Source organism: Marinarcus sediminis (SeqCode), from assembly GCF_048571275.1.
Taxonomy (GTDB): Bacteria; Campylobacterota; Campylobacteria; order Campylobacterales; family Arcobacteraceae; genus Marinarcus; species Marinarcus sediminis.
Genome location: NZ_CP182357.1, coordinates 1,219,537 through 1,240,560, shown reverse-complemented (window position 1 = coordinate 1,240,560; position 21,024 = coordinate 1,219,537). Strand labels below are relative to the sequence as shown.

Below are 21,024 nucleotides of genomic sequence, written 5' to 3'. Positions count from 1 at the left end.
TGTTTTTAATACTTCAATAAAATATAATTTTTGTTTTATTTTTTAAACTTTTATTAATTAATCAAAACAAACCATCTGACTAGAACTCATTGCCTTCAATGCTTTCATAACTGTACGAAGTCACCTCCCCTGCGTAGACATCATAACTGACTTCAATGGGACGACAACACACTTCGCAATCCTCAACAACGGTGGTGTTTTCATAAACGCCCGTATCCAATAAAATGGTGACAGCTTGCAGACAATAAGGACATTGAATATGAATTTCATGCATGGCTTTCTCTTTATATTAATTTTCTAAAAAGTATACCACAGAATCAAACTTTTTAAAAAAGCAGTGCCAAAGCTTTATGGTCGGCTTTACTTAACGCCAAACTCTCCACCTCTTCTTCATCGAACCACGCCTTAAAAGAGTTGAGTTCTACCTCTTTGGTATAGACTTTTGCCCGCAAGGAAATGTGTGAATACTCATGTTTTATCTCCCCTAAAAACGTATAAGAAGCATCCAGTTCATCGCTGTATTGTCTGAAACCGTACAACCCTTTGAGTAAATTCTCTTCATTTTGGAAAAGGGCAATTTTATTTTTATGCGTATAAATGACCAAATTTCGATGACGCAACTCTTTGGGTTTTTTGGCTTTTTTTGCAGGAAACATCCAAGCTAACTCTTTGCCCAAACACGACAATTCCAAAGGACACTCACGGCACTTTGGTTGAGTGCGTGTGCAGATAAAAGAACCCATATCCATAAGCGCTTGATTGTGTTCATACGCAAAGTTTTTATCGGCTTCAAAAAGTTGATTTGCCAATGCCCAAAGTTCTTTCTCATTGGCATGAGTCCGAGCAAAATATCGGTACAAGATTCGTTTGACATTGCCATCTAAAATAGGCACCGATAGTCCAAAAGCAAAACAAGCAATCGCACGAGCCGTAGATGGCCCAATGCCAGGAAGTGCTTCAAGCGCTTCAAGAGTTTGAGGCAAAATGCCTTGAGTCAGTTGCGCAGTTTTATGTAAATTGCGCGCACGTGTATAATAGCCCAAACCTTCCCACGCTTTTAATACCTCATCTTCCTGTGCTTTTGCAAGTGCTTCTAGCGTAGGAAACTTTTGCAAAAACTGAAAATAAAACCGCTCCAATACCGTTTTAACTTGCGTTTGTTGCAACATGATTTCACTGAGATAAATGGGGTAAGGATCGGTCGTATTTCGCCACGGTAAATCGTGTCGTCCGTGTTTTTCGTACCATTGGATTAAAGGTGGTTTTTTCAAGGTTTGTCTTTTTGTTTTTTTAAAGTGTAGTGAAAATTTGTATAGAAATAGGTTAAATATTGGTAAGAATAAAAGAGTTTAAAAAGAGGAAGTTCCTCTTTTTAAATGGTTTTTTTAGAAGGCTTCTATAATTGCCCCATTGTATTTTTTTGCAATAAAATCTTTCATTACCTCTGAGTTTAAGACCTCATTTAACGCTTTAATATAAGGTGTGTTTTCATTGCCCGCTTTGACCACAATAATATTGGCATAAGGTGAATCTTTTGATTCAATCACAATGGCATCTTTGAGTGGGTTCAAATTTGCAGCTAACGCATAATTGGTATTGATAATTGCCGCATCGACTTCATCTAAAACTCGTGGAAGTTGTGGGGCATCCAACTCTTTTATGTGTAGATTTTTAGGATTATCTTGAATATCCACTACTGTTTTAAACTGAACATCTTTAAAACTCAATAACCCTTGTTTGACCAAAATATCTAAAGCACGGCTCTCATTGGTTGGGTCATTAGGAACAGCAATGGTTGCTCCTTGTTTTAATTCGTTCAAAGAGTGAATTTTTTTAGAATATAACCCCATTGGCTCTAAATGTACATTGACAGTTTTTACCAAATGGGTATGTTTATTTTTATTAAACTCTTCTAAGTAGGGCAAATGTTGGAAGAAGTTTGCGTCCAATTCTCCCTCATCGACAGCAATATTGGGAGTGACATAATCGGTAAACTCAACAATGTCTAACTCATACCCTTTTGCTTTTAAAAAAGGTTTAGCAAACTCTAAAATCTCAGCATGAGGAACAGGCGTTGCTCCCACTTTAATGACGGTATGTTTCTCTTCTTTTGGCTCTTTTGAATCATTGCAAGCAACCAACCCAAGGCTTAAAGTAGCTAAAAGTACCCATTTTAAAACTGTTTTCATCATGTTTCTTCTTTTTGTTAATTTATTTTTTTGTGATTTTATACAGATAATCACCCAAACTTTGAACCCCTTGAACCAAGGCTATGAGGATAATTACAGTATAAATCATTGTATCGGTTTGAAATCGATAATAACCATATTTTATGGCAACATCACCTAACCCACCACCGCCAACTGCACCTGCCATAGCTGAAAATCCTATGACCGTAATGAGCGTTAAGGTAATGGCAGAAATAATCGATGGCAAAGCTTCGACACACATCACTTTAAAAATGATTTGCGCATCGCTGGCTCCAAACGATTTTGCCGCTTCAACCACGCCAGAGTCAACCTCTTTTAAAGCACTCTCAATAAGCCTTGCAATAAAAGGGGCTGCCCCTATGGTCAAAGGAATAATCGCCGCAGTCGTTCCAATGCTTTTGCCAATTAAAAATTTTGTCAGAGGGAACAAAACAATCATTAAAATAATAAAAGGGAACGAACGCAAAGTATTGATAATCATATCCAAAACGGCGTATATTTTTTGATTTTCTCTTAAGCCCCCTTGTGAAGTAAGCATTAATGTAATCGCCAAAATAAAACCAATGACCACGGCAAAAAAGGTTGAAAGAAGCGACATATAAAGGGTTTCACCTAATGCGGGCAATAAAATATCAACCATTATAATACCTCCCAAACAATATCGTGTGCATTGATATACGTAACGACTTTGTCTTTATCTTTCTCTTCAATATTAATCACCATATTCCCTACAATGTGGCTGTTAATCTTCTCAAGTTTTCCCCAAACAATATCAAAATCCATCTCTAATTCTCGCGCCATTTTTGTTAGAAAAGATTGAAATACATTATCTTTAGGAAAATATATCTTAATATTGACCCCTTTTTGAGGAACCACTTCGGTTTCCCCTAAAAATGCTTTCATTTTATCGTCTGGTTTTAAAAACAGCTCTTCGGTGACATCAAACCCAATAATATTTCCATGCTCCAACAAAAGCGCTCGTTGAGCGATATGTTTCACCACTTCCATTTCATGCGTGACCAACACAATCGTAATATTGAGTTTTTCATTGATTTCTTTTAACAAATTCAAAATCGAGGTTGTGGTATTGGGATCCAGTGCCGAAGTGGCTTCATCGGAAAGCAGAACTTCTGGGTCAAGTGTGAGTGCCCGCGCAATTGCCACACGCTGTTTTTGACCTCCACTTAATTGGTTGGGGTAAGCGTCAATTTTATCATTAAGTCCAACCAAATCAAGCAGTTCTTTGACTTTTTTTGAAATCTCTTTTTGAGAATATCCCCAAAGTTGCATAGGCAATGCCACATTATCAAAAACCGTTTTTCGCTCTATGAGTGAAAAGTGTTGAAATATCATTCCAATCTTTTTTCTAAATTCACGTAAATGCTCTTTGCTGAGGCTTTTAATCTCTTTGTCATTGACTTTCAACGAACCTTCGCTGTACTCTTCTAGCCCATTAATACATCGCATAAGTGTCGATTTTCCCGCACCACTGTGTCCCACAATGGCAAAAATCTCACCTTTTTTTATATCAATTGAAATATCATTTAAAACTTGTGTATCACCATAATATTTATTCAAGTTTTTTATACATATCATTCTATTTCCTTATTCAAGGGGGAAATGGTATAAAAAAATTCATAAAAGACATGTTAAACAAAAAAGCTACATTGTTTATTCTATCTCTCTTGCCCTAAAGCCAAACTGCAATATGTGCAACTGCCATAAAAAAGTTGTTTTAAAAAGTTACAAAAAAGCATCTAAAACTTAAAGCCACTTAAGATTGCCATAAAGTAAATTTCTTTATAATCCCAGTAATAAAATGAATGACTATTCATTTATAAAAAAGGAAACCCCATGTTTATAACAGAAATTATGCTCTTCATCGTCGCAGGATTGGTATTTTTCACCATAGCAGGCTCAATCGTAAATATCTTTGTTAAGAAGTAGATGTTTTATTTGTTTCTTAATTAATGCGTTTTAATTAAAGTTTTTGAAATATAAATAGATGTTCATGCATGATAAGTAAGAAGTTGTAATCTACAAATATTTTTTTAATTCCAATAATTTTAAATATATGTGATTACTCGGTTCATTCATCTCTTCAAAATGTTTTTTTTCATCTTTAATTAAATATTTTATTACTTCATTAATTAAAAAATCTTTTTTACTATCTAAGTTATCAATGTTCTCCTCAAAAATTACATTTCCATCAAAATCTGAGTAATCTAAAATTATTTTTTCATTATTATATTTATCTTTTACCTTATTTATTGCTTCATCTACAGAATCAGCCTTAACTGAAACAATTCGGGATAATGTTTCTGTAATCTTTATATCTATTTTCAAAATATTTTCCTATTTTAATTTATATTTACCACGATTAGTAAATGACAAATAATCTCTATCTCTTAATATTTGTAACTGTTGTCTAATCTTTGCAGGTATATTATTATTTTGTGGATGTTTCAATTTTAAATATTTTTCAAATTGATAAATTTCATTTAATGAAAAATCTTTTTTATCTATTTTTTCAATGCACTTTATAATATCAAGTAACCAACTTTTTGATTTTAAATTTGAAGATTGTTTTAAAAAAGTAGTTTTATTCCAATCTTCCAAAATTTTATTTTTATCTTCTTCTATTCCATCTTTAATGTAAAATATTTTTCCACTATTTGGTATTGTATTTAGTAATATATTACAACCAATCCATCCAGCTCTTCTAGCTGTTGATGATAATGGTTTTCTTTTTTCTATAATTTCTGGTACAAAAAAATGTTTGGGAATAACAATAAAATTTAATATATCAAAACTATTTTTATCATAATTTAAAAAGAAAAAATTTGGATTTGTATCACTTTGTAATCTATCTATCATAGTTTGATAAGCACCATCTACAATTTTATTGCCAATTTTATCTTTTTTACTTTTTAGTTCATAATCTTCATTACATTTAGAACAATAAAAATCTGCAACTGGTTTATTATTTTCATATTCATTTATACTATTACCACAATTGGGACAATATATATATTCATTTACCCATTTTTCAGTCAAAACTCTAATTTTTTGTGAATTACTATTATATTTATCTGCAATTGTAGAATAAAGATTTAAACTCATATTATCACTTTTATTTTTTATAAAATATAACTAAATAAAATTATAAAAAGCTTTAAATGTAACTCTTTTAAATTCTAAATTTATTTTTATATAGAATATAAATAAGAATTATACTTCTTGTTTTATATCCTAATAGCTTAATAAAGCTGACTATTTTTTAAAAGTTCAAGGCAGTGGGGGAATTTTGAGAGGAGCGTACAAGCAAGTACGTGACGAGCAAAATTTCCGCGCTAACGCAGAAATTTTGAAAAAGAGGCTGCTTTATAAAGCTATTCGTTCATTCCTGCAAAAAACTCTTCATTATCTTTTGTCTTCTGCATCTTACTGTACAAGAATTTCAACGCTTCTACTTCATCCATAGAGGCGATGGCATTTCGTAATATCCATGTTTTTTGTAAAATTTCTGGAGAAAGAAGTAACTCTTCTTTTCTTGTTCCTGATTTGATAATATCAAGGGCTGGGTAGACTCTTTTGTTTGCAGCATTTCTGCTTAGTACCACTTCTGAGTTTCCTGTTCCTTTAAACTCTTCAAAAATCACTTCATCCATTTTTGAACCAGTGTCAATAAGTGCCGTTGAGATGATGGTTAAACTTCCACCCTCTTCTATGTTTCTTGCAGCTCCAAAAAATCGTTTTGGTTTATGTAAAGCATTGGCATCAACCCCACCTGAAAGTACTTTTCCAGAAGATGGGGTAACGGTGTTGTAGGCTCGGGCAAGTCTGGTAATAGAGTCAAGCAAAATCACAACATCTTTTTTCATCTCTACAAGTCTTTTGGCTTTTTCAATCACAATTTCTGCTACTCGTACGTGGTTGTGTGCGGGAAGGTCAAAGGTAGAAGAGTAGACTTCTCCTTTAACACTTCTTTGCATATCTGTAACCTCTTCTGGTCGCTCATCAATAAGTAAAACCATCAAGTGTGTTTCTGGGTGATTTCTTGAAATACCGTGGGCTAATTCTTTTAACAGTTCGGTTTTCCCTGTTTTTGGAGGAGCCACAATGAGTCCTCTTTGACCTTTACCCATAGGAGCAAACAAGTCAAGCATTCGGCCTGTCATTCGTGTTTGTTCGTATTCAAAAGTAAATCGTTTGGTGGAATAAAGTGGGGTTAAGTTGTCAAACAGTGGTCTGTTTTTTGACTCATGGATAGGAAGGTAATTGATCGCTTCAATTTTTAAAAGCGCATAATATTTTTCACTCTCTTTGTTAGGAGGTCGAACTTGTCCAGTAACAATATCTCCCGTTCGCAAAGCAAACTTTTTGATTTGTGTGGCACTGACATAAGAATCATTAGATGTATCAGAAAAGTTTCCGTCCATCGCTCTTAAAAAACCAAAACCACCATCTTTTATCTCTAAAATACCCGTGAAAAGAATAAATCCACCCGCATCAATTTGCGATTTTAAAATGGAAAACATCAGCTCTTGACGTTTGAGTTCTTGTGGGTTTTCAACATTAAGATCTTTGGCGATTCGTAGAAGTTCTTCTAAAGTGTGTTCTCGGAGTTTTTCAATCGTATGACCTTCAACAGGTATGTGTGTTCTTGCCTTACTGGCTTTGCTACTACTCGCTTTTGGCGCTTTTGTAGTCTGTTTCGTTTGAGTTGTTGACTCTTCCATGAGTATTTTTAACCTTTAAGATGTACTTTAATAAGTAGTATTGTTGTAGTTTAATTTTAGTAATTAATTTAGATTTTGTAATTGTAGTCTTTATTTTTTAATTTGTCAATTAAAATGATTTTTTATACTTTTTCAAGCGTTTATACGCATAAAAAAAGGCACCAAAAATTTGGTGCCTTTTTAGAATTCAAGAGACTTATTATAAGTCCCCTTCATGTTTTGCTAAATATTCTGCAACACCAGCTGTTGAAGCTTTCATACCTTCATCACCTTTGTTCCATCCTGCAGGACAAACTTCTCCATGTTCGTTTGTAAAAATCATGGTATCAACCATTCTGATCATTTCATCAATGTTTCTTCCAAGTGGTAAGTCATTGATAACGCAATGTCTTACTGTTCCATCTTTGTCAATCAAAAATGACCCTCTGAGTGCTACAGAGTCCCCAAATAATACATCATAATCTTTTGCGATTGATTTACTTAAATCTGCAACCAGTGGGTATTTAACTCTTCCAATTCCACCATTGTTTACATCGGTTTCTCTCCATGCAAAGTGAGAAAATTGTGAATCCACAGATACACCAATAACATTAACCCCTCGTGAAGTAAACTCTTCAATTCTTTTAGAGAATGCAATAATTTCAGATGGACATACAAATGTAAAGTCTAATGGGTAGAAAAAAAGTACAGCACCTTTTTCACCAATATTTTGATATAAATTAAAATCTTCGACAATTTGACCGTTTGCAAGTACAGCTGTTGCTGTAAAATCTGGAGCTTTCTTAGTTACTAACATGTTTTATTCCTTTGTTTGTTAAATATGATATGAAAGTATATACCATTTTTTTTAAATCTAAAGAACACTTTTTTGTGAAGTTTTTTTATTTAAGAAAATATTTATTTTAGGATAATTTTTATCCTTAAGTAGATGCTTGCTTGAGTGACACCTTTTTATTATGGCAAAAACTGTGTAAAAACAACACGTAATATTAATTTTATTTATTCTAAATGCAGAAAAAAAGGAGACAATAACACAGGAAAAACTTCTCTTAAAGCCTGAATCATTGGGATAAAACAATTGTATTGCAAGCGCTTGCATAAACAAAATTAAAGCCATTCGAGTCATTTGTAGTGTATGTCAAATTTAAACAAACATTTATTTTTTCTGTGATAAAGTTACTTCAATTAATATAAGGAGATAATATGGCAGTAGTAATTACAGATATCTGTATTAGTTGTGATGCTTGTTTAGATGAGTGTCCTACAGAAGCAATTGTTGACAATGATGAGAATCCAACTGGTGAAGATATTTACTATGTTTATGAAGATAAATGTGTAGAATGTATTGGTCATAATGATTCACCTGCATGTGCAGATGCATGTCCAACTGAAGGATGTATTGTATGGGGTGCAAACCCAGACACTGAAGGTGCCGTTGCTGGTGAACCTTGCGTGCAAGACTGATTTCTTAGTTTTAAACAATTTTTAAAAAGGCAAGTAGTTTTATACTACTTGCCTTTTTTTATTTTTTAAGGTATAATCCGCGACTCAAATTTAAATTAGGATATATCTATGGAACAAACGTTATCAATCATCAAACCTGATGCAGTTGCAAAAAATGTAGTTGGTAAAATTCTTGACAGATTCGAATCTGCAGGGTTAAGAATTGCAGCTACAAGAAAAATGCAATTAAGCAAAGCTGACGCTGAAGCTTTTTACGCAGTTCACGCTGCTAGACCTTTTTATGGTGAGTTAGTAGCTTTCATGATTTCTGGTCCAGTTGTTGTTTCTGTATTAGAAGGTGAAAATGCCATGGCCATCAACAGAGATTTAATGGGTGCAACTAACCCTAAAGAAGCTGCTCCTGGTACAATCAGAGCTGATTTTGCTGATTCAATTGATGCAAATGCAGTACACGGTTCAGATTCATTAGAAAATGCAGCAAACGAAATCAAATTTTTCTTTTCAGACAGAGAAATTTGTTAATCTAAATCTATGAAAATAGAATTTAAAAAAATACCTTCAACCTTAAAAGAGTTTCAAACTGAATTTGCTTCAGTTGAATTAGAGGGTACTTTTTGTAAAATATCGCCATCTTTAGTGAAAATCGAAGCCAACTTGCAAGGAACAACACAAATTGAGTGTTGCAGATGCGGTAAAAGCGAAGATTTAAAGCTTGATGAAGAATTAGATTTTTTATTAAGCGATGGTATTTTCAATAAAGAATCGGAAGAGTTAGTTATTGAAATAGAGAATGGTACAATTGATTTTGATGAAATCATTCAAAATGAGTTGGCATCTATACAAAGCGAATACCACTATTGCAGTGAGTGTCAAAATACTGATGAAGTATTTGAAAAAGAATTTTAAATAAGGAGAATAAAATGGCAGTACCAAAAAGAAGAGTGAGTCATACAAGAGCAGCGAAAAGAAGAACACACTATAAAATTACATTAAAAAAACCTGTAAAAGATAGTGATGGAACTTGGAAAATGCCTCACACGGTAAACCCAAACACTGGTGAATATAAAAACTAATGATAAAAATAGCAATTGATGCGATGGGTGGGGACTTCGGTCCCGTACCTATTATGGACGGTCTCGTTTCCGCTTTAAAACTAAACAAAAATTTTACAGCAATAGCAGTTGGTAAAAAAGATGTTTTACTTCCTTTAATTCCAAGAACATTTGATGACAGAATTGAAATCCTAGATACTGATGACATTATATCAATGCACGACAGTGCAACCGATGCTTTAAAAAGAAAAGAAAGCACGATTTATAAAGCCATTGAATTGGTGCGTTCAGGTGAAGCAGATGCAGTTGTTTCAGCTGGGCATTCTGGAGCTTCTATGTCATTGGCAACGTTAAGAATTGGAAGATTAAAAGGTGTAAGCAGACCTGCAATTGCTACACTTATGCCAACCAGCGAAAACCAAAATACATTAGTATTGGATGTTGGAGCAAACGTGGATTGTGATGCAAAAAACTTATTTGAATTTGCTATCATGGGACAAGTTTATGCTCAAGATGTTTTGAAACTGGATGAACCAATTATTGGACTTTTAAGTAATGGTGAAGAGGAGTCTAAAGGTAACGAAGTTACTAAAGAGACTTACGAAATGATTACAAAATCTAAGCTTCCAAATTTCGCAGGAAATGTTGAAGGCAGTGATATTTTTAAAGGTACAGTTGATGTTGTGGTTTGTGATGGTTTTATTGGCAATATTCTATTAAAAACTGCGGAAGGCGTTGCAGATACGATTGGAACAATCTTAAAGAAAAATCTTAAACGATCACTTATTTCTATTGCAGGTGCAGTATTAATGAGAAAAGTGTTTAAAAGTTTGAAAGTAAGAGTTGACTATGCCGAATATGGTGGAGCACCACTTTTAGGCGTAAAATCACCTGTAATTATTGCCCATGGTAAATCAAATCCTAAAGCAATAAAAAACGCTATATTTCAGGCAATTGGGGCAGCCAGCTCTAATTTAAATGAACATATTGAAGAAAAATTAAATAGATATAAAAATAATAATTAAGGATTTTTTATGACTTATGCAGCTTTTAGATCAATTGGTGCGTATATTCCTCCAAAGGTTATGACAAATGCAGATTTTGAAAAAATCATAGATACGACCGATGAATGGATTACAAAAAGAACTGGAATAAAAGAGAGAAGAATCTCTGAAGAGAACGAAGCATCATCTGATTTAGGATCAAGAGCAGCCGAACAAGCCATTGAGCGAGCTGGAATAAGCAAAGAAGAAATTGACTTAGTTATTTGTGCAACGGTAACACCCGATTATTTATGTATGCCATCAACAGCGTGTTTGATTGCATCAAAATTGGGTTTACCTAACGTCATGGCATTCGACATCAGTGCAGCGTGTACGGGTTTTGTCTATGCATTAACCATTGCAAAAGCGTTTATTGAATCTGGAATGAAACAAAATGTCTTAATTATTGGTGCAGAAACCTATACATCAATCTTAGACTACACGGACAGAGGAACATGCTTTATTTTTGGAGATGGTGCAGGTGCTGCTATTATCTCAGCAACTCAAGATAAAAATGAAGCGATCATTGATGTGAATTGTTCAAGTGATGGAAACTACAATGACTTGATACAAACTCCAGGTGGAGGGAGTAAACACCCTTGTTCTCAACAAGTTTTAGATGAAAAAATGGCGTGTATCAGAATGAAAGGAAATGAGACTTTCAAACTGGCTGTTAAAACATTAACATCGGATGTAAAAGTGATGTTAGAAAAACATAACTTTACCAATGAAAACATAAACCACTTTATCCCACACCAAGCAAACTACAGAATCATAAAAGCAGTGGGTGATGCATTGGGATTTGATGAAGAGAAAACGGTTATCACCGTAGATAAATACGGTAATACCTCAGCCGCTTCAATTCCAATGGCCATGAATTATGCTTTTGAACAAGGAAAAATTAAAGCAGGTGATACTGTTTTATTTGATGCTTTTGGAGCAGGATTAACTTGGGGAAGTGCATTGTTCCCATTCTCACCTAAAAAATAACATCGTTACGATGTTATTTGCTTAAACTCATTTCAACAACTTTTTATTATTGGGATTATTTTTAAAGACATTCATTGAATTTTTTGCCAATTTGTCTTTTTGAAAAAAATCATCAACGGTGGCAATTGAATTAATATACAGAATCGACTCCCCAATGATTATTTGGAAAACGGCACTTAATGGAATGTTCACATGTGCACCAAAATTCTCTTTTCCAAACCCCGCTTCAAAACTCAAAAACTCATCATCAATGCTGATGGTTGAGTAGGTGTAATTTGAGAGAACAAACAAAGAGAAATTTGATAATTTATCTAAAATGGAACTGGGAAGTTCTGGATTAAAAGTGATTCCTTTAATATTTGCAGTAATGGCAAACTCATGATTATTGATCAATAAAAAATCAATCAACTCTTTTATTTGCTTGGTTACAAGCTTTTTATAGTTTTTATTGTGCATAATTTCAGTTATCATTTTTAGACCTATTTTATCAATTTATGTTATTATAACTTATGAAACAAATAATTATACTTATACTCCTATTGTCATACTCTTTATATTCAAAAAAACTGCTTTTAAACAACAACGACTTAGATAAAATCAACAGTTCATTGGACAGAAGTGCCATCATAAAAAGATTGCAAGCGTTTCAACAAATGAGAACCCAAGTGCACACTCTGCCTACGAAAAATAAGTTGGCTCATGTGAATGCTTTTTTTAACCGAATATTGCCCGTTAACGATGCAACAAAATACAATTCAGATGATTATTGGGCAACACGAAAAGAGTTTCTTATTAATGGAAAAGGGGATTGTGAAGATTATGCCATTGCCAAATATTTCACCCTTGTTGAAGTGGGAATTCCAAAAGAAAAACTCTATTTTGCTGTAGTAAAAGTTAAAGGGAAAACAACCAATCATATGGTTTTACTCTATTTTGAAACACCCAAAAGTGTTCCTTGGGTTTTAGATAATCTCAGTTTTAAAATTCTGCCATTAACACAAAGAACAAAACTCATTCCAAAGTTTGTTTTTAATGAAATTGGTTCTTACCGACTCACGCCTACTGGTTTAGGGAAAAAAGTCAAAATTAATTGGGGTAAAACGAATAAATGGGAAAATCTGCTGACGCGTATCTACTCTAAAAATGAGTAATCATCAATAATATACATTCCAACCATGGCATTTAAAAGAGCTATTTTTTTTGAATTTTTTAACATTTCTACAGTAATATCACGCTCAATTAACGCTTTGTTATCCAAAAATCGTTCTCGTGTGGTTCCTTGAAGAAGCGGTTGTTTGGTAGTAAACCAACTCTCTCCATCATAAATGGCAATATTGGCAATTGAGGTATCTGTTACCAACTCATTTTGAACAATGATAATTTCATCGGCACCATCTTTATGTTCAAGTAGCGCATTGATGGCATCTCTGTTGGTACTTTTAAATTTATACTCCAAAGTATTGTCTTCAATGATTTTAAATGTTTTTATCTCTTTTCGCACATAAGGTTCATAAATAACATCTAAAATACCGTACATGTCATAAATGACTTTGCATTTTAAGGCGTCGTCATTAATGGGTAAAATATATTCGTGAAGATTGATATTTAAAGAGATTGTACGAGCAATTCGTCTGCTGTGATACTCCAAATTATGGGATATCCCATCATCGCATTTAATGGTTTCAAAAAAAGTTTCTTCTTCGTGCATCGTAATCCTTTCAATATGTAGTATATCAAATTATGATGGAATGTATATTTTATCAAGTAATTCTTGATATTCACTATAAACATTGGAATCACATGTAATTCCACCCCCACTTTTATACCAAAGTTCATGATTATCATCTTTTTGAATAAAACGTATCATTACAGCGCTGTCGAGGTTTTGCCCATCATATACCCCAAAAACACCACTGTAATACTCTCTGTTATACCCTTCAACATCGTTTAAAATTTCTACGGTTTTTTTCTTCGGTGTTCCTGTAATTGAACCAGCTGGCAATAAATCCGTTAAGATATTTCCAATATTTTCACTCCAATCTTTTGGTAAATGCCCCGATATTTTTGAACTGATTTGCAAAAGTGTTTTCTCTCCCGCATGGATTGTTTCGCAATATCGAAAAGTATCTACGCGCACTTTTGACGATACAATGGATAAATCATTACGAAGTAAATCCACAACCATAGTATGCTCCGCCATCTCTTTAATATCTCCTAAAATCTTCGCTTGTGCATTAGGAATATTGGCATCAATTGTGCCTTTCATCGGGTATGTGTAGATTTTATTTTTGTGAATTTTGATAAATCGTTCAGGAGAGAAACAGACAAACTCATCGTTATATTTCAATTTGAATTTGGCGTGAGCTTTTTCATAAATTTCATTCAAAGAGTACTGAGAGTGTATTTTTGTTTGCGTGGTTAAGTTAAGCAGATAAGTGTTGCCTGCGGTTATCTCTTCTTGTAAACGATTAAACTTTTTTTCATAAGTTTCAAATGTTTCAGGCAACTTTATAAGAGGCAATTTCTCTTTTTGTTCAATCTTTTTTTTTGTATTGATTTCATATTTAATCTCAGAAGATAGGGTTTTTAAAGGTTCTACAATAAAATGGTTTAAGTCATACGATATCATAAAAAAGAATGGCTCTTTTTCAGAGCCATATCTGTTTAAAATGGCAATCAAATCATCAGACAAACAGTCTTATCCCAATAATTTTTTTAAAATGGCCATTCTTACAGCAACTCCATTGGAGACTTGTTGTAAGACTTTGCTTCTTGGGTCTTTGAGCATCTCATCACTGATATCAACGTTTCTATTCACAGGTCCTGGGTGTAACAGTAAAATATCTCTCTCTCCAAAAGTTTCATTGGTAATACAATAATCTTTTGCATACTCATTGATAGATTCAAAGTAGATTTCATTGTGTCTTTCTAACTGGGTTCTCAAACTCATTACAACATCGACTTCGTCGATAATTTCATCAATAAAATCAACTTGTCGGTGATCGTTACTTTCATGTTTAAAACAATCAGGGGCAACAAAAATAACTTCCATTCCAAAACGTGGAAGCAATTTTCTGTTAGAACCAGCAACTCTTGAAGTTCTCACATCCCCTACAATTGCAACTTTTTTGCCCTCAGTCTCGCCATCAAAATGCTCAATAATTGTAAACAAATCTAAAAGTGCTTGAGTTGGATGAGCGTGTTTTCCATCGCCTGCATTGATGATGGGGCAATCAACAAATTCAGTTAAACTTCCCGGAAGTCCACACTCTGAGTGTCGTATGATAATGGCATCGGGTTTCATGGCATTGATATTGGCAACCGTATCAAAAATGGTTTCCCCTTTACTTCTTGAACTCGTACCAACATCCAACGAAACAACTTCAGCGCCAAGTCTTTTAGCTGCAATTTCAAACGCACTTCGTGTTCGCGTTGAGTTTTCAAAAAACAGAGTAACAATAAGTTTTCCCTTCAAAAAAAGGTTTGATTGTAAATCTTTGAATATTTTAGCATCTTCAAAAAGTTCTAAAATTTCTTCTTTACTGAAATCAGATGTGGTGATTAAGTGTTGCATATGAGAGCCTTGATTTTTGATTTAAATTCTACCTAAAATCTCATTAAAAAAATAAAAAAATAATCTCGAATACTTTTCATTTACAAAAAAAATGTTATAATGTAAAATATTTGTTATATTTATGAATTAATAATCAAATGTGACAAAGTTTTAACAATATTTTGCTATGATTACTATGAGCAAAAAATAAAATATAAAGAGTACATTATGATAGAAAACTACACTCTCCTTTATGCACAAGGAAACGATGCAAAACGTGATGATTGCTTATCGTATTTAAAAGGTTTATGTAAGAATGTTTATGATGCAAACTCCGGAAAACAAGCATGGGAACTCTATAAAGACAAAAAACCTCAACTGTTAATACTGGATATGAATCTTTCAGAGATGAACGGTTTAGAGCTTGCACAAAAAATAAGAGATTTGGATAAAAAATCAAAAATTGTTATTTTAACAAAAGATACAAATGTAGAAGAGTTATTAGTTGCCATTAAATTAAACCTTACAGAATATATTATAAAACCTATTAATGCCGCAGATTTAGGGATTATTGTACGACGAGCCGTTGATGAATTAAAAGAAGATGATCATAAAGTCAACTTATTAGAATTGGCAAATAATTTTTATTGGGACAAAAAACTTGATAAACTTTATAAAAATTCTAAAGAGATTAAACTGACTAAAAAAGAGACAGAACTTTTAAAACTGTTAAGTTCAAGATTGAACTCAACAGTAAGTACGGAAGATATCATGAATTTTATTTATGATGACACCGTATGCAGTACAAGTAAATTCAGAACGTTACTTTACCGACTCAAACTTAAAGTCAATTATGAATTGATTGAATCTGTCTATGCTATAGGTTACAGATTAAAAGTTAAAAATAAAAAATAATTCTTATACTTTAACTTTAATTCTAAATATTTTTTAGCTATAATCCTCTTAGATTTTTAAAAGATTTAAGAGGATTTTTTATGTTAGAAAACAAAGACAAACAGTATGTTTTAAATACCTATGCAAGAAACTATGTCAATTTTAAAAGAGGTGTCAATGCCACACTTTTTGATGACACAAATAAAGATTATATTGATTTTACTTCAGGTATTGGTGTTGTCTCAGTAGGACATGGTAATGAAAAAGTTGCCAATGCCATTTATGAGCAAGTCAAAAACATCACCCATATTTCAAACCTTTATGCCATTGAACCTCAGGCACTTTTAGCCCAAAAAATACATGAACTTTGTGGATACGATGTCTCCATGTTTTTTGCTAACAGTGGAGCAGAAGCCAATGAAGGTGCCATTAAAATTGCACGAAAATATGGAGAAACCAAATTTAAAAGCAAAAAATATAAAGTTATCACGCTTGCGCACTCTTTCCATGGAAGAACCATAACTACGGTTAAAGCAACGGGTCAAGACAAAATGCACACGCCCAATTTTGCCCCGTATCCAGAAGGGTTTTCATACAATCACTACTTAAAAGACATCTACACTACCATCGATGATGAAACGGTTGCAGTAATGATTGAATTGGTACAAGGAGAAGGTGGTGTTCAACCTTTAGATAAAGCAGAAGTACAAAATTTGGCAAAATTTTTAAAAGAGAAAGGGATTTTGCTTATCATTGATGAAGTTCAAACCGGATGTTACCGAACCGGTGAATTTTTGGCATCCAACTTATATGAAATTGAACCCGATATCATTACTCTGGCAAAAGGTGTAGGAGGAGGTGTTCCCATTGGTGTTGTAATGACCACACTCAAAGATATTTTTGTACCAGGCGATCATGGTTCAACGTTTGGAGGGAACTATCTTGTCACGCGTGCAGCGCTTGAAGTTGTGGACATTTTAGATGCGTATAAAAACTCAGGTGCTTTGGATGAAGCGATTATCTATTTTGAGAAAAAACTGGCTCAACTCTTTGAAGAGAATCAAAAAGTTTTTACACAAAAAGTTGGTTTGGGACTCATGAGAGGCCTAAGAGTCGTTGATGAAGCCACCTTGGCTGCTGTTATAAAAAGTGCCTTTGAAGAAGGTGTTTTGGTGTTAAAAGCAGGGAAAAACACACTGAGATTTCTTCCTCCTTTGACCATCACAAAAGAGGAGATTGATGAAGGATTTAAAAGGTTAGCCTATGCGCTTACAAAGATTTAAAGCTTTTATATTTTCACTCTTCCTGCTGTGTTCATTGGCAGCAACTGCCAATGAACAAATTCTTTCAAATGACAGATTAAAACTTTTTGATTTAAGCAGCGATCAAACCAAAGAAGATGCTGCAAAATTAAGAAAAGATTGGATTAATCCCGTTAATTATAAACTCTCTCAAACCACCGATGAGAAATATAATCCACTCAAATCAACGGTATCCATCAGCCAACCCATTTTTAAAAGTGGTGGAATCTTTCAAGCCATTTTATATGCAAATGCCCTTGAAAGATACTCCAATTTGGATATTACAATTCAAAAAAAAGCGATGATAAAAGATGCAACTGAACTGCTGTTTAATATCCATAAAATCAACTACAGTATCAAAAAACAAGAACTGTTAATTGCCAACGCCAACTTAGATGTTTTAAGAAAAAGAGAACAAGTGTTAAATGGCTTAAGCGATGCTTCATTTTTAGACAACGCCATTTTAGATGCCAATACTAAAAAAAACAGTTATGTGGAACTTGTCTACCAAAAAAAAGAGCTCATCAACAATTTCAATAATTTAGCAAGCAGTTCATATGAAAAATTTGAGTTGCCTCATTTGGAACTTCAAGAAAACAGTAACTTTATTGATAAAAACTTAAATATTATACAAAGCAAAGAAGATATTGCCACGAAAGATCACTATCAATTCATGACCATAGCAAAATATCTTCCAACCGTTAATTTTACTTATGACTATACCAAATATCATGACAAAGACAATAATCCCGCTTTAGAAGGGAATTCAGTTATGGGATTGAATTTGACTGTTCCTTTGGATGTAAGAACCTTAAATGATATTCAAAGCAAACGAATAGATTATTTGAAATCAAAAATTACCCTCAATACAACCGTTTTAGAAGAGGAGAATTTTTACCGAACAAAACTGGCTAAAATTAATATGATTAAATCAAAAGAAGAGATTGCAAAAGAAGATTTCAAACTCTATACCTCACTGCTTGATGATATTACTCAAGCTGCTGATGCAGGACTCAATGCTAAAGCTGATGTAGAAACCTTAGCCAACTCAAAAGAGATAAAATCGTATGATATAAAAATATTGGAATTAGAGAGACAGATAGAACTTTTGGACATTTATGCCAAAATGGAAATCTAAATAGAAGAGGTATCTCTTCTATTTATTTTTTGTTTTTAAATTTAAATAGTACTCAATCTCAGACTCATTTAAAATCTTAATTGTATTGGTACTTCCTGGCATTCCTACAGGATACCCAATGGTTGTGATATAGGGACCTTTTTTATCTAAAATCCCTTTTTCTTCTAAGGTTTTTAACATTTTATAAAACATCACAGACGCATGTGCTTCTTTGATCATGCCAACAGGAGTAACCCCCCAAACACCAGCAAGAGCATTTAACACTTTTTTCTTATGCGTAAACGCCAAAATTTTTGTTTTTGGTCGGTATCTTGACATTTTAATCGCACTTTGCCCTGAACTGGTCACGGCTAAAATACCTTTTGCGCCAATATCATCAGCCAATTTAGTTGCCGTTGCTTGAATCACATCGAACTCATCTAAATAAGGCATTTTATACTGTTTTTCGTAGTTATAAATCTCTTCTGTTTTGGCAATAATATTGCTCATAGTATCCACAACATTAATTGGGTCTTCCCCAATAGCACTCTCTTCTGAAAGCATAACCACATCCGTACCATCAAGCACCGCATTCGCAACATCTGAAATTTCTGCTCGTGTTGCCCGTTCTGAATTGGTCATAGACAAAAGCATTTGAGTGGCAGTAATGACTGGTTTACACGCAATGTTGGCTTTTTTAATCAAACTTTTTTGAATGGTTGGAACTTCATAGTAAGGAACTTCAATTCCTAAATCTCCACGGGCAACCATGATGCCATCACTGACTTCTAAAATATCATTGATGTTTTCAACGGCATCAAATTTCTCAATTTTAGCAATCAATCGTCCTTTATATCCACCCAAAAGTTTTCTGGCATTGATCATATCTTTGGCATTTTGTACAAATGAAATGGCAAAATAATCCACTTTGTTTTCAACACCCCAAACAATATCTTTTTCATCTTTTTTTGTTATAACATCAATATCAATAGCAGTGTTAGGGAAGTTTACCCCTTTTCTTGAACTCAACATTCCATGATTTTCAATGACAGCTTTGAGTTCACCTTCGGTTTGAATAACTTTGGCTCGAATGGTTCCATCGTATAAGTAGATATACTCATCAACTTTTATTTTTGAAATAATATCGGGATAGTTAATTGAGACCACATACTCGTTGTCTGCTTTTTTATATCCGATAATCTCCTCTTTTTGTAACGTAATAATATCGCCTCGAATTAATTCAAAAGGCTCTTTAAGATCACCAATTCTTACTTTTGGTCCTGAAATATCTTGTAAAACACCAACAACCACATTCAAGTTTTTCATCGCGGTTCTAATATTGGCTAATGTTTGTGAGTGATACTCATGGCTTCCATGAGAAAAATTAAGTCTGAACATATTTGCACCGGCTTTAATAAGCCCTTCAATCATCTCAACACTGTCACTTGCTGGCCCTAAAGTTGCTAAAATTTTTGTCTTTTTTTCCACTGGCCGTCTCCTTATAAAATTTATTATCTTCTATTATACCAAAAATAAAGAGATTCAAGTTACAACGCAAGCTCACTTCATTGACAAATTTGGACTAAAAATGTAGAATTTCACTTCACAAAGGATAAATCAGTATGAAATTCAGCACCTACTTTAATGACTGGCTCTATGGAGAAAAAGGTTATTATACGCAATATCACACGATTGGAAAAGAGGGAGACTTTTATACTTCGGTATCAACTTCAAAATTTTTTGGAGGTACCATTGGTAAAAAAGTGGTTGATACTATTAATGCGGGTGTGTTGCCAAAAGATTGTACCATTGTAGAAATTGGCGCACATCATGGATATTTGCTTGCAGATATGATTCAATTTATTTATACTTTACAGCCAGAACTTTTGAACACGCTTCATTTTGCTATTGTAGAGAAGTTTCCTCATCTGAAAAAACAACAACAAAAATATTTTAAAGACTCTTTTGGTGATGCCGTTCAACTGACTCACTACAGTGACATCAGTGAAGTTAAACTCGACAGTGCCTTTATTGTTGCCAATGAGATTTTTGATGCGTTTGCGTGTGAACTCATTTATACCACCGATACAGGCATCAAACAAAACTTGCACATACATGACCATAAACTCTCCTTGGAAACATGCACCGATGAATATTTGCTCAATATTTGTAAACGGTACGCCATTTCAAAAGGGGAAATTTCACTGGGGTTTGAAGATTTTGCACAAACATTATATACCAATATTAAAAAATTTATCTTTGTAACATTTGATTATGGAGAGAAATACCCCCGTAATGACTTCTCAACACGAATTTACCATAAACACAAAGTTTATCCCATTTTTGAAGAGAATTTAGATTTAAAAACCTTTTTTGGGCAAAGTGACATTACCTATGATGTCAACTTTATGCACTTAATTGATAGCTTTAAAGAAACTAATATCAAGAATATAAGTTACCAAACTCAATTGAAAGCACTTGTAGAATTTGGTATAATCTCCCTTCTTGAAATATTGAAAGAAAATGCGGGTGAAAATGCCTATTTAAGAGAAGTTCAAAAGGTCAAAACACTGCTTGAACCAACAGGTATGGGCGACAGATTTAAAGTGGCTGTTTTTCAAAAAGATTAAGTGCTACTCCTCTTTTTGTCTGCTTACT

The 21,024-nt window shown here is 33.5% G+C and carries 25 protein-coding genes; 11 read left to right on the top strand and 14 right to left on the bottom strand.

The features are described 5' to 3' along the window. Window positions 1-79: 79 nt before the first annotated feature. The 9 genes from ACNI3C_RS06225 to ACNI3C_RS06185 all read right to left on the bottom strand — a co-directional run bounded on the left by ACNI3C_RS06225 (window position 80) and on the right by ACNI3C_RS06185 (window position 7,748). Window positions 80-274, bottom strand: coding sequence for a zinc ribbon domain-containing protein (locus ACNI3C_RS06225; RefSeq protein WP_419771384.1), 195 nt, complete (start codon window positions 272-274; stop codon window positions 80-82). A gap of 52 nt (window positions 275-326) precedes the next feature. Continuing rightward, window positions 327-1,271 carry an A/G-specific adenine glycosylase gene (gene mutY, locus ACNI3C_RS06220; protein ID WP_419771383.1) on the bottom strand — a complete coding sequence of 315 codons (945 nt, stop codon included), beginning with the start codon at window positions 1,269-1,271 and terminating at the stop codon, window positions 327-329. A gap of 114 nt (window positions 1,272-1,385) precedes the next feature. Further along, on the bottom strand, window positions 1,386-2,192 hold the full coding sequence (locus tag ACNI3C_RS06215) for a MetQ/NlpA family ABC transporter substrate-binding protein (protein ID WP_419771382.1): 807 nt from the start codon (window positions 2,190-2,192) through the stop codon (window positions 1,386-1,388). Between the two features lie 19 nt (window positions 2,193-2,211). Further along, window positions 2,212-2,850 (bottom strand): methionine ABC transporter permease, encoded by a 639-nt coding sequence (locus ACNI3C_RS06210; protein ID WP_419771381.1) that lies wholly within the window; start codon window positions 2,848-2,850, stop codon window positions 2,212-2,214. Next, window positions 2,850-3,806 carry a methionine ABC transporter ATP-binding protein gene (locus tag ACNI3C_RS06205; protein WP_419771380.1) on the bottom strand — a complete coding sequence of 319 codons (957 nt, stop codon included), beginning with the start codon at window positions 3,804-3,806 and terminating at the stop codon, window positions 2,850-2,852. Before ACNI3C_RS06205 ends, ACNI3C_RS06210 begins: the two co-directional genes overlap by 1 nt. A gap of 441 nt (window positions 3,807-4,247) precedes the next feature. Beyond that, complete coding sequence (locus tag ACNI3C_RS06200; RefSeq protein ID WP_419771379.1) at window positions 4,248-4,556, bottom strand: DpnD/PcfM family protein; 309 nt, start codon at window positions 4,554-4,556, stop codon at window positions 4,248-4,250. 9 nt (window positions 4,557-4,565) lie between these two features. Further along, entirely contained in the window at window positions 4,566-5,333 is a 768-nt protein-coding gene (locus tag ACNI3C_RS06195; protein ID WP_419771378.1) for a DpnI domain-containing protein, read from the bottom strand. A 269-nt stretch (window positions 5,334-5,602) separates the two neighbouring features. Beyond that, entirely contained in the window at window positions 5,603-6,952 is a 1,350-nt protein-coding gene (gene rho, locus ACNI3C_RS06190) for a transcription termination factor Rho (protein WP_419771377.1), read from the bottom strand. A gap of 199 nt (window positions 6,953-7,151) precedes the next feature. After that, window positions 7,152-7,748 (bottom strand): peroxiredoxin, encoded by a 597-nt coding sequence (locus ACNI3C_RS06185; RefSeq protein ID WP_419771376.1) that lies wholly within the window; start codon window positions 7,746-7,748, stop codon window positions 7,152-7,154. A gap of 407 nt (window positions 7,749-8,155) precedes the next feature. Here ACNI3C_RS06185 and ACNI3C_RS06180 point away from each other — a divergent pair, with 407 nt between their 5' ends. The 6 genes from ACNI3C_RS06180 to ACNI3C_RS06155 all read left to right on the top strand — a co-directional run bounded on the left by ACNI3C_RS06180 (window position 8,156) and on the right by ACNI3C_RS06155 (window position 11,501). Beyond that, a complete protein-coding gene (locus ACNI3C_RS06180; RefSeq protein ID WP_419771375.1) occupies window positions 8,156-8,416 on the top strand; it encodes a 4Fe-4S dicluster domain-containing protein in 261 nt (86 codons plus the stop codon). 108 nt (window positions 8,417-8,524) lie between these two features. Next, window positions 8,525-8,938 (top strand): nucleoside-diphosphate kinase, encoded by a 414-nt coding sequence (gene ndk, locus ACNI3C_RS06175; protein WP_419771374.1) that lies wholly within the window; start codon window positions 8,525-8,527, stop codon window positions 8,936-8,938. Between the two features lie 9 nt (window positions 8,939-8,947). Then, window positions 8,948-9,322 (top strand): DUF177 domain-containing protein, encoded by a 375-nt coding sequence (locus ACNI3C_RS06170; protein ID WP_419771373.1) that lies wholly within the window; start codon window positions 8,948-8,950, stop codon window positions 9,320-9,322. Window positions 9,323-9,336: 14 nt separating this feature from the next. After that, window positions 9,337-9,489, top strand: coding sequence for a 50S ribosomal protein L32 (gene rpmF / locus ACNI3C_RS06165; RefSeq protein ID WP_419771372.1), 153 nt, complete (start codon window positions 9,337-9,339; stop codon window positions 9,487-9,489). After that, window positions 9,489-10,493 (top strand): phosphate acyltransferase PlsX, encoded by a 1,005-nt coding sequence (gene plsX / locus ACNI3C_RS06160; protein WP_419771371.1) that lies wholly within the window; start codon window positions 9,489-9,491, stop codon window positions 10,491-10,493. The genes rpmF and plsX overlap by 1 nt, the downstream gene beginning before the upstream one ends. Window positions 10,494-10,502: 9 nt before the next feature. Further along, the gene (locus tag ACNI3C_RS06155; protein ID WP_419771370.1) at window positions 10,503-11,501 is read left to right on the top strand and encodes a beta-ketoacyl-ACP synthase III; all 999 of its coding nucleotides are present in this window, start codon (window positions 10,503-10,505) and stop codon (window positions 11,499-11,501) included. 27 nt (window positions 11,502-11,528) lie between these two features. Here the strand turns inward: ACNI3C_RS06155 and ACNI3C_RS06150 are convergent, their stop codons facing one another. After that, entirely contained in the window at window positions 11,529-11,972 is a 444-nt protein-coding gene (locus tag ACNI3C_RS06150; RefSeq protein WP_419771369.1) for a hypothetical protein, read from the bottom strand. Window positions 11,973-12,010: 38 nt separating this feature from the next. Here ACNI3C_RS06150 and ACNI3C_RS06145 point away from each other — a divergent pair, with 38 nt between their 5' ends. Beyond that, on the top strand, window positions 12,011-12,652 hold the full coding sequence (locus tag ACNI3C_RS06145; protein ID WP_419771368.1) for a transglutaminase-like cysteine peptidase: 642 nt from the start codon (window positions 12,011-12,013) through the stop codon (window positions 12,650-12,652). On the opposite strand, the gene ACNI3C_RS06140 is transcribed toward ACNI3C_RS06145, so the two are convergent. From ACNI3C_RS06140 to ACNI3C_RS06130, 3 genes are read right to left on the bottom strand one after another with little or no spacing between them, the layout of a single operon-like run. Beyond that, window positions 12,634-13,209 (bottom strand): aminotransferase class IV, encoded by a 576-nt coding sequence (locus tag ACNI3C_RS06140; protein WP_419771367.1) that lies wholly within the window; start codon window positions 13,207-13,209, stop codon window positions 12,634-12,636. The two genes, ACNI3C_RS06145 and ACNI3C_RS06140, sit on opposite strands and share 19 nt — an antisense overlap. Before the next feature lie 30 nt (window positions 13,210-13,239). Continuing rightward, complete coding sequence (locus tag ACNI3C_RS06135) at window positions 13,240-14,193, bottom strand: aminodeoxychorismate synthase component I (RefSeq protein ID WP_419771366.1); 954 nt, start codon at window positions 14,191-14,193, stop codon at window positions 13,240-13,242. 6 nt (window positions 14,194-14,199) lie between these two features. Further along, the gene (locus ACNI3C_RS06130) at window positions 14,200-15,075 is read right to left on the bottom strand and encodes an aspartate carbamoyltransferase catalytic subunit (protein WP_419771365.1); all 876 of its coding nucleotides are present in this window, start codon (window positions 15,073-15,075) and stop codon (window positions 14,200-14,202) included. Between the two features lie 207 nt (window positions 15,076-15,282). Here ACNI3C_RS06130 and ACNI3C_RS06125 point away from each other — a divergent pair, with 207 nt between their 5' ends. The 3 genes from ACNI3C_RS06125 to ACNI3C_RS06115 all read left to right on the top strand — a co-directional run bounded on the left by ACNI3C_RS06125 (window position 15,283) and on the right by ACNI3C_RS06115 (window position 18,387). Continuing rightward, complete coding sequence (locus ACNI3C_RS06125) at window positions 15,283-15,969, top strand: response regulator transcription factor (RefSeq protein WP_419771364.1); 687 nt, start codon at window positions 15,283-15,285, stop codon at window positions 15,967-15,969. A gap of 80 nt (window positions 15,970-16,049) precedes the next feature. Then, entirely contained in the window at window positions 16,050-17,231 is a 1,182-nt protein-coding gene (locus ACNI3C_RS06120) for an aminotransferase class III-fold pyridoxal phosphate-dependent enzyme (RefSeq protein WP_419771363.1), read from the top strand. Next, a complete protein-coding gene (locus ACNI3C_RS06115) occupies window positions 17,212-18,387 on the top strand; it encodes a TolC family protein (protein WP_419771362.1) in 1,176 nt (391 codons plus the stop codon). The genes ACNI3C_RS06120 and ACNI3C_RS06115 overlap by 20 nt, the downstream gene beginning before the upstream one ends. Before the next feature lie 18 nt (window positions 18,388-18,405). On the opposite strand, the gene pyk is transcribed toward ACNI3C_RS06115, so the two are convergent. After that, complete coding sequence (pyk, locus tag ACNI3C_RS06110; RefSeq protein ID WP_419771361.1) at window positions 18,406-19,854, bottom strand: pyruvate kinase; 1,449 nt, start codon at window positions 19,852-19,854, stop codon at window positions 18,406-18,408. A gap of 134 nt (window positions 19,855-19,988) precedes the next feature. Here pyk and ACNI3C_RS06105 point away from each other — a divergent pair, with 134 nt between their 5' ends. Beyond that, window positions 19,989-20,996 (top strand): SAM-dependent methyltransferase, encoded by a 1,008-nt coding sequence (locus tag ACNI3C_RS06105; protein WP_419771360.1) that lies wholly within the window; start codon window positions 19,989-19,991, stop codon window positions 20,994-20,996. The last annotated feature ends 28 nt before the right edge of the window (window positions 20,997-21,024 follow it).

Coding starts and splice junctions, on each gene's coding strand:
- ACNI3C_RS06225 (WP_419771384.1), bottom strand. CDS start 274: ATGCATGAAATTCATATTCAATGTCCTTATTGTCTGCAAGCTGTCACC.
- ACNI3C_RS06215 (WP_419771382.1), bottom strand. CDS start 2,192: ATGATGAAAACAGTTTTAAAATGGGTACTTTTAGCTACTTTAAGCCTT.
- ACNI3C_RS06210 (WP_419771381.1), bottom strand. CDS start 2,850: ATGGTTGATATTTTATTGCCCGCATTAGGTGAAACCCTTTATATGTCG.
- ACNI3C_RS06205 (WP_419771380.1), bottom strand. CDS start 3,806: ATGATATGTATAAAAAACTTGAATAAATATTATGGTGATACACAAGTT.
- ACNI3C_RS06195 (WP_419771378.1), bottom strand. CDS start 5,333: ATGAGTTTAAATCTTTATTCTACAATTGCAGATAAATATAATAGTAAT.
- rho (WP_419771377.1), bottom strand. CDS start 6,952: ATGGAAGAGTCAACAACTCAAACGAAACAGACTACAAAAGCGCCAAAA.
- ACNI3C_RS06185 (WP_419771376.1), bottom strand. CDS start 7,748: ATGTTAGTAACTAAGAAAGCTCCAGATTTTACAGCAACAGCTGTACTT.
- ACNI3C_RS06180 (WP_419771375.1), top strand. CDS start 8,156: ATGGCAGTAGTAATTACAGATATCTGTATTAGTTGTGATGCTTGTTTA.
- ndk (WP_419771374.1), top strand. CDS start 8,525: ATGGAACAAACGTTATCAATCATCAAACCTGATGCAGTTGCAAAAAAT.
- ACNI3C_RS06170 (WP_419771373.1), top strand. CDS start 8,948: ATGAAAATAGAATTTAAAAAAATACCTTCAACCTTAAAAGAGTTTCAA.
- rpmF (WP_419771372.1), top strand. CDS start 9,337: ATGGCAGTACCAAAAAGAAGAGTGAGTCATACAAGAGCAGCGAAAAGA.
- plsX (WP_419771371.1), top strand. CDS start 9,489: ATGATAAAAATAGCAATTGATGCGATGGGTGGGGACTTCGGTCCCGTA.
- ACNI3C_RS06155 (WP_419771370.1), top strand. CDS start 10,503: ATGACTTATGCAGCTTTTAGATCAATTGGTGCGTATATTCCTCCAAAG.
- ACNI3C_RS06150 (WP_419771369.1), bottom strand. CDS start 11,972: ATGATAACTGAAATTATGCACAATAAAAACTATAAAAAGCTTGTAACC.
- ACNI3C_RS06145 (WP_419771368.1), top strand. CDS start 12,011: ATGAAACAAATAATTATACTTATACTCCTATTGTCATACTCTTTATAT.
- ACNI3C_RS06140 (WP_419771367.1), bottom strand. CDS start 13,209: ATGCACGAAGAAGAAACTTTTTTTGAAACCATTAAATGCGATGATGGG.
- ACNI3C_RS06130 (WP_419771365.1), bottom strand. CDS start 15,075: ATGCAACACTTAATCACCACATCTGATTTCAGTAAAGAAGAAATTTTA.
- ACNI3C_RS06125 (WP_419771364.1), top strand. CDS start 15,283: ATGATAGAAAACTACACTCTCCTTTATGCACAAGGAAACGATGCAAAA.
- ACNI3C_RS06120 (WP_419771363.1), top strand. CDS start 16,050: ATGTTAGAAAACAAAGACAAACAGTATGTTTTAAATACCTATGCAAGA.
- ACNI3C_RS06115 (WP_419771362.1), top strand. CDS start 17,212: ATGCGCTTACAAAGATTTAAAGCTTTTATATTTTCACTCTTCCTGCTG.
- ACNI3C_RS06105 (WP_419771360.1), top strand. CDS start 19,989: ATGAAATTCAGCACCTACTTTAATGACTGGCTCTATGGAGAAAAAGGT.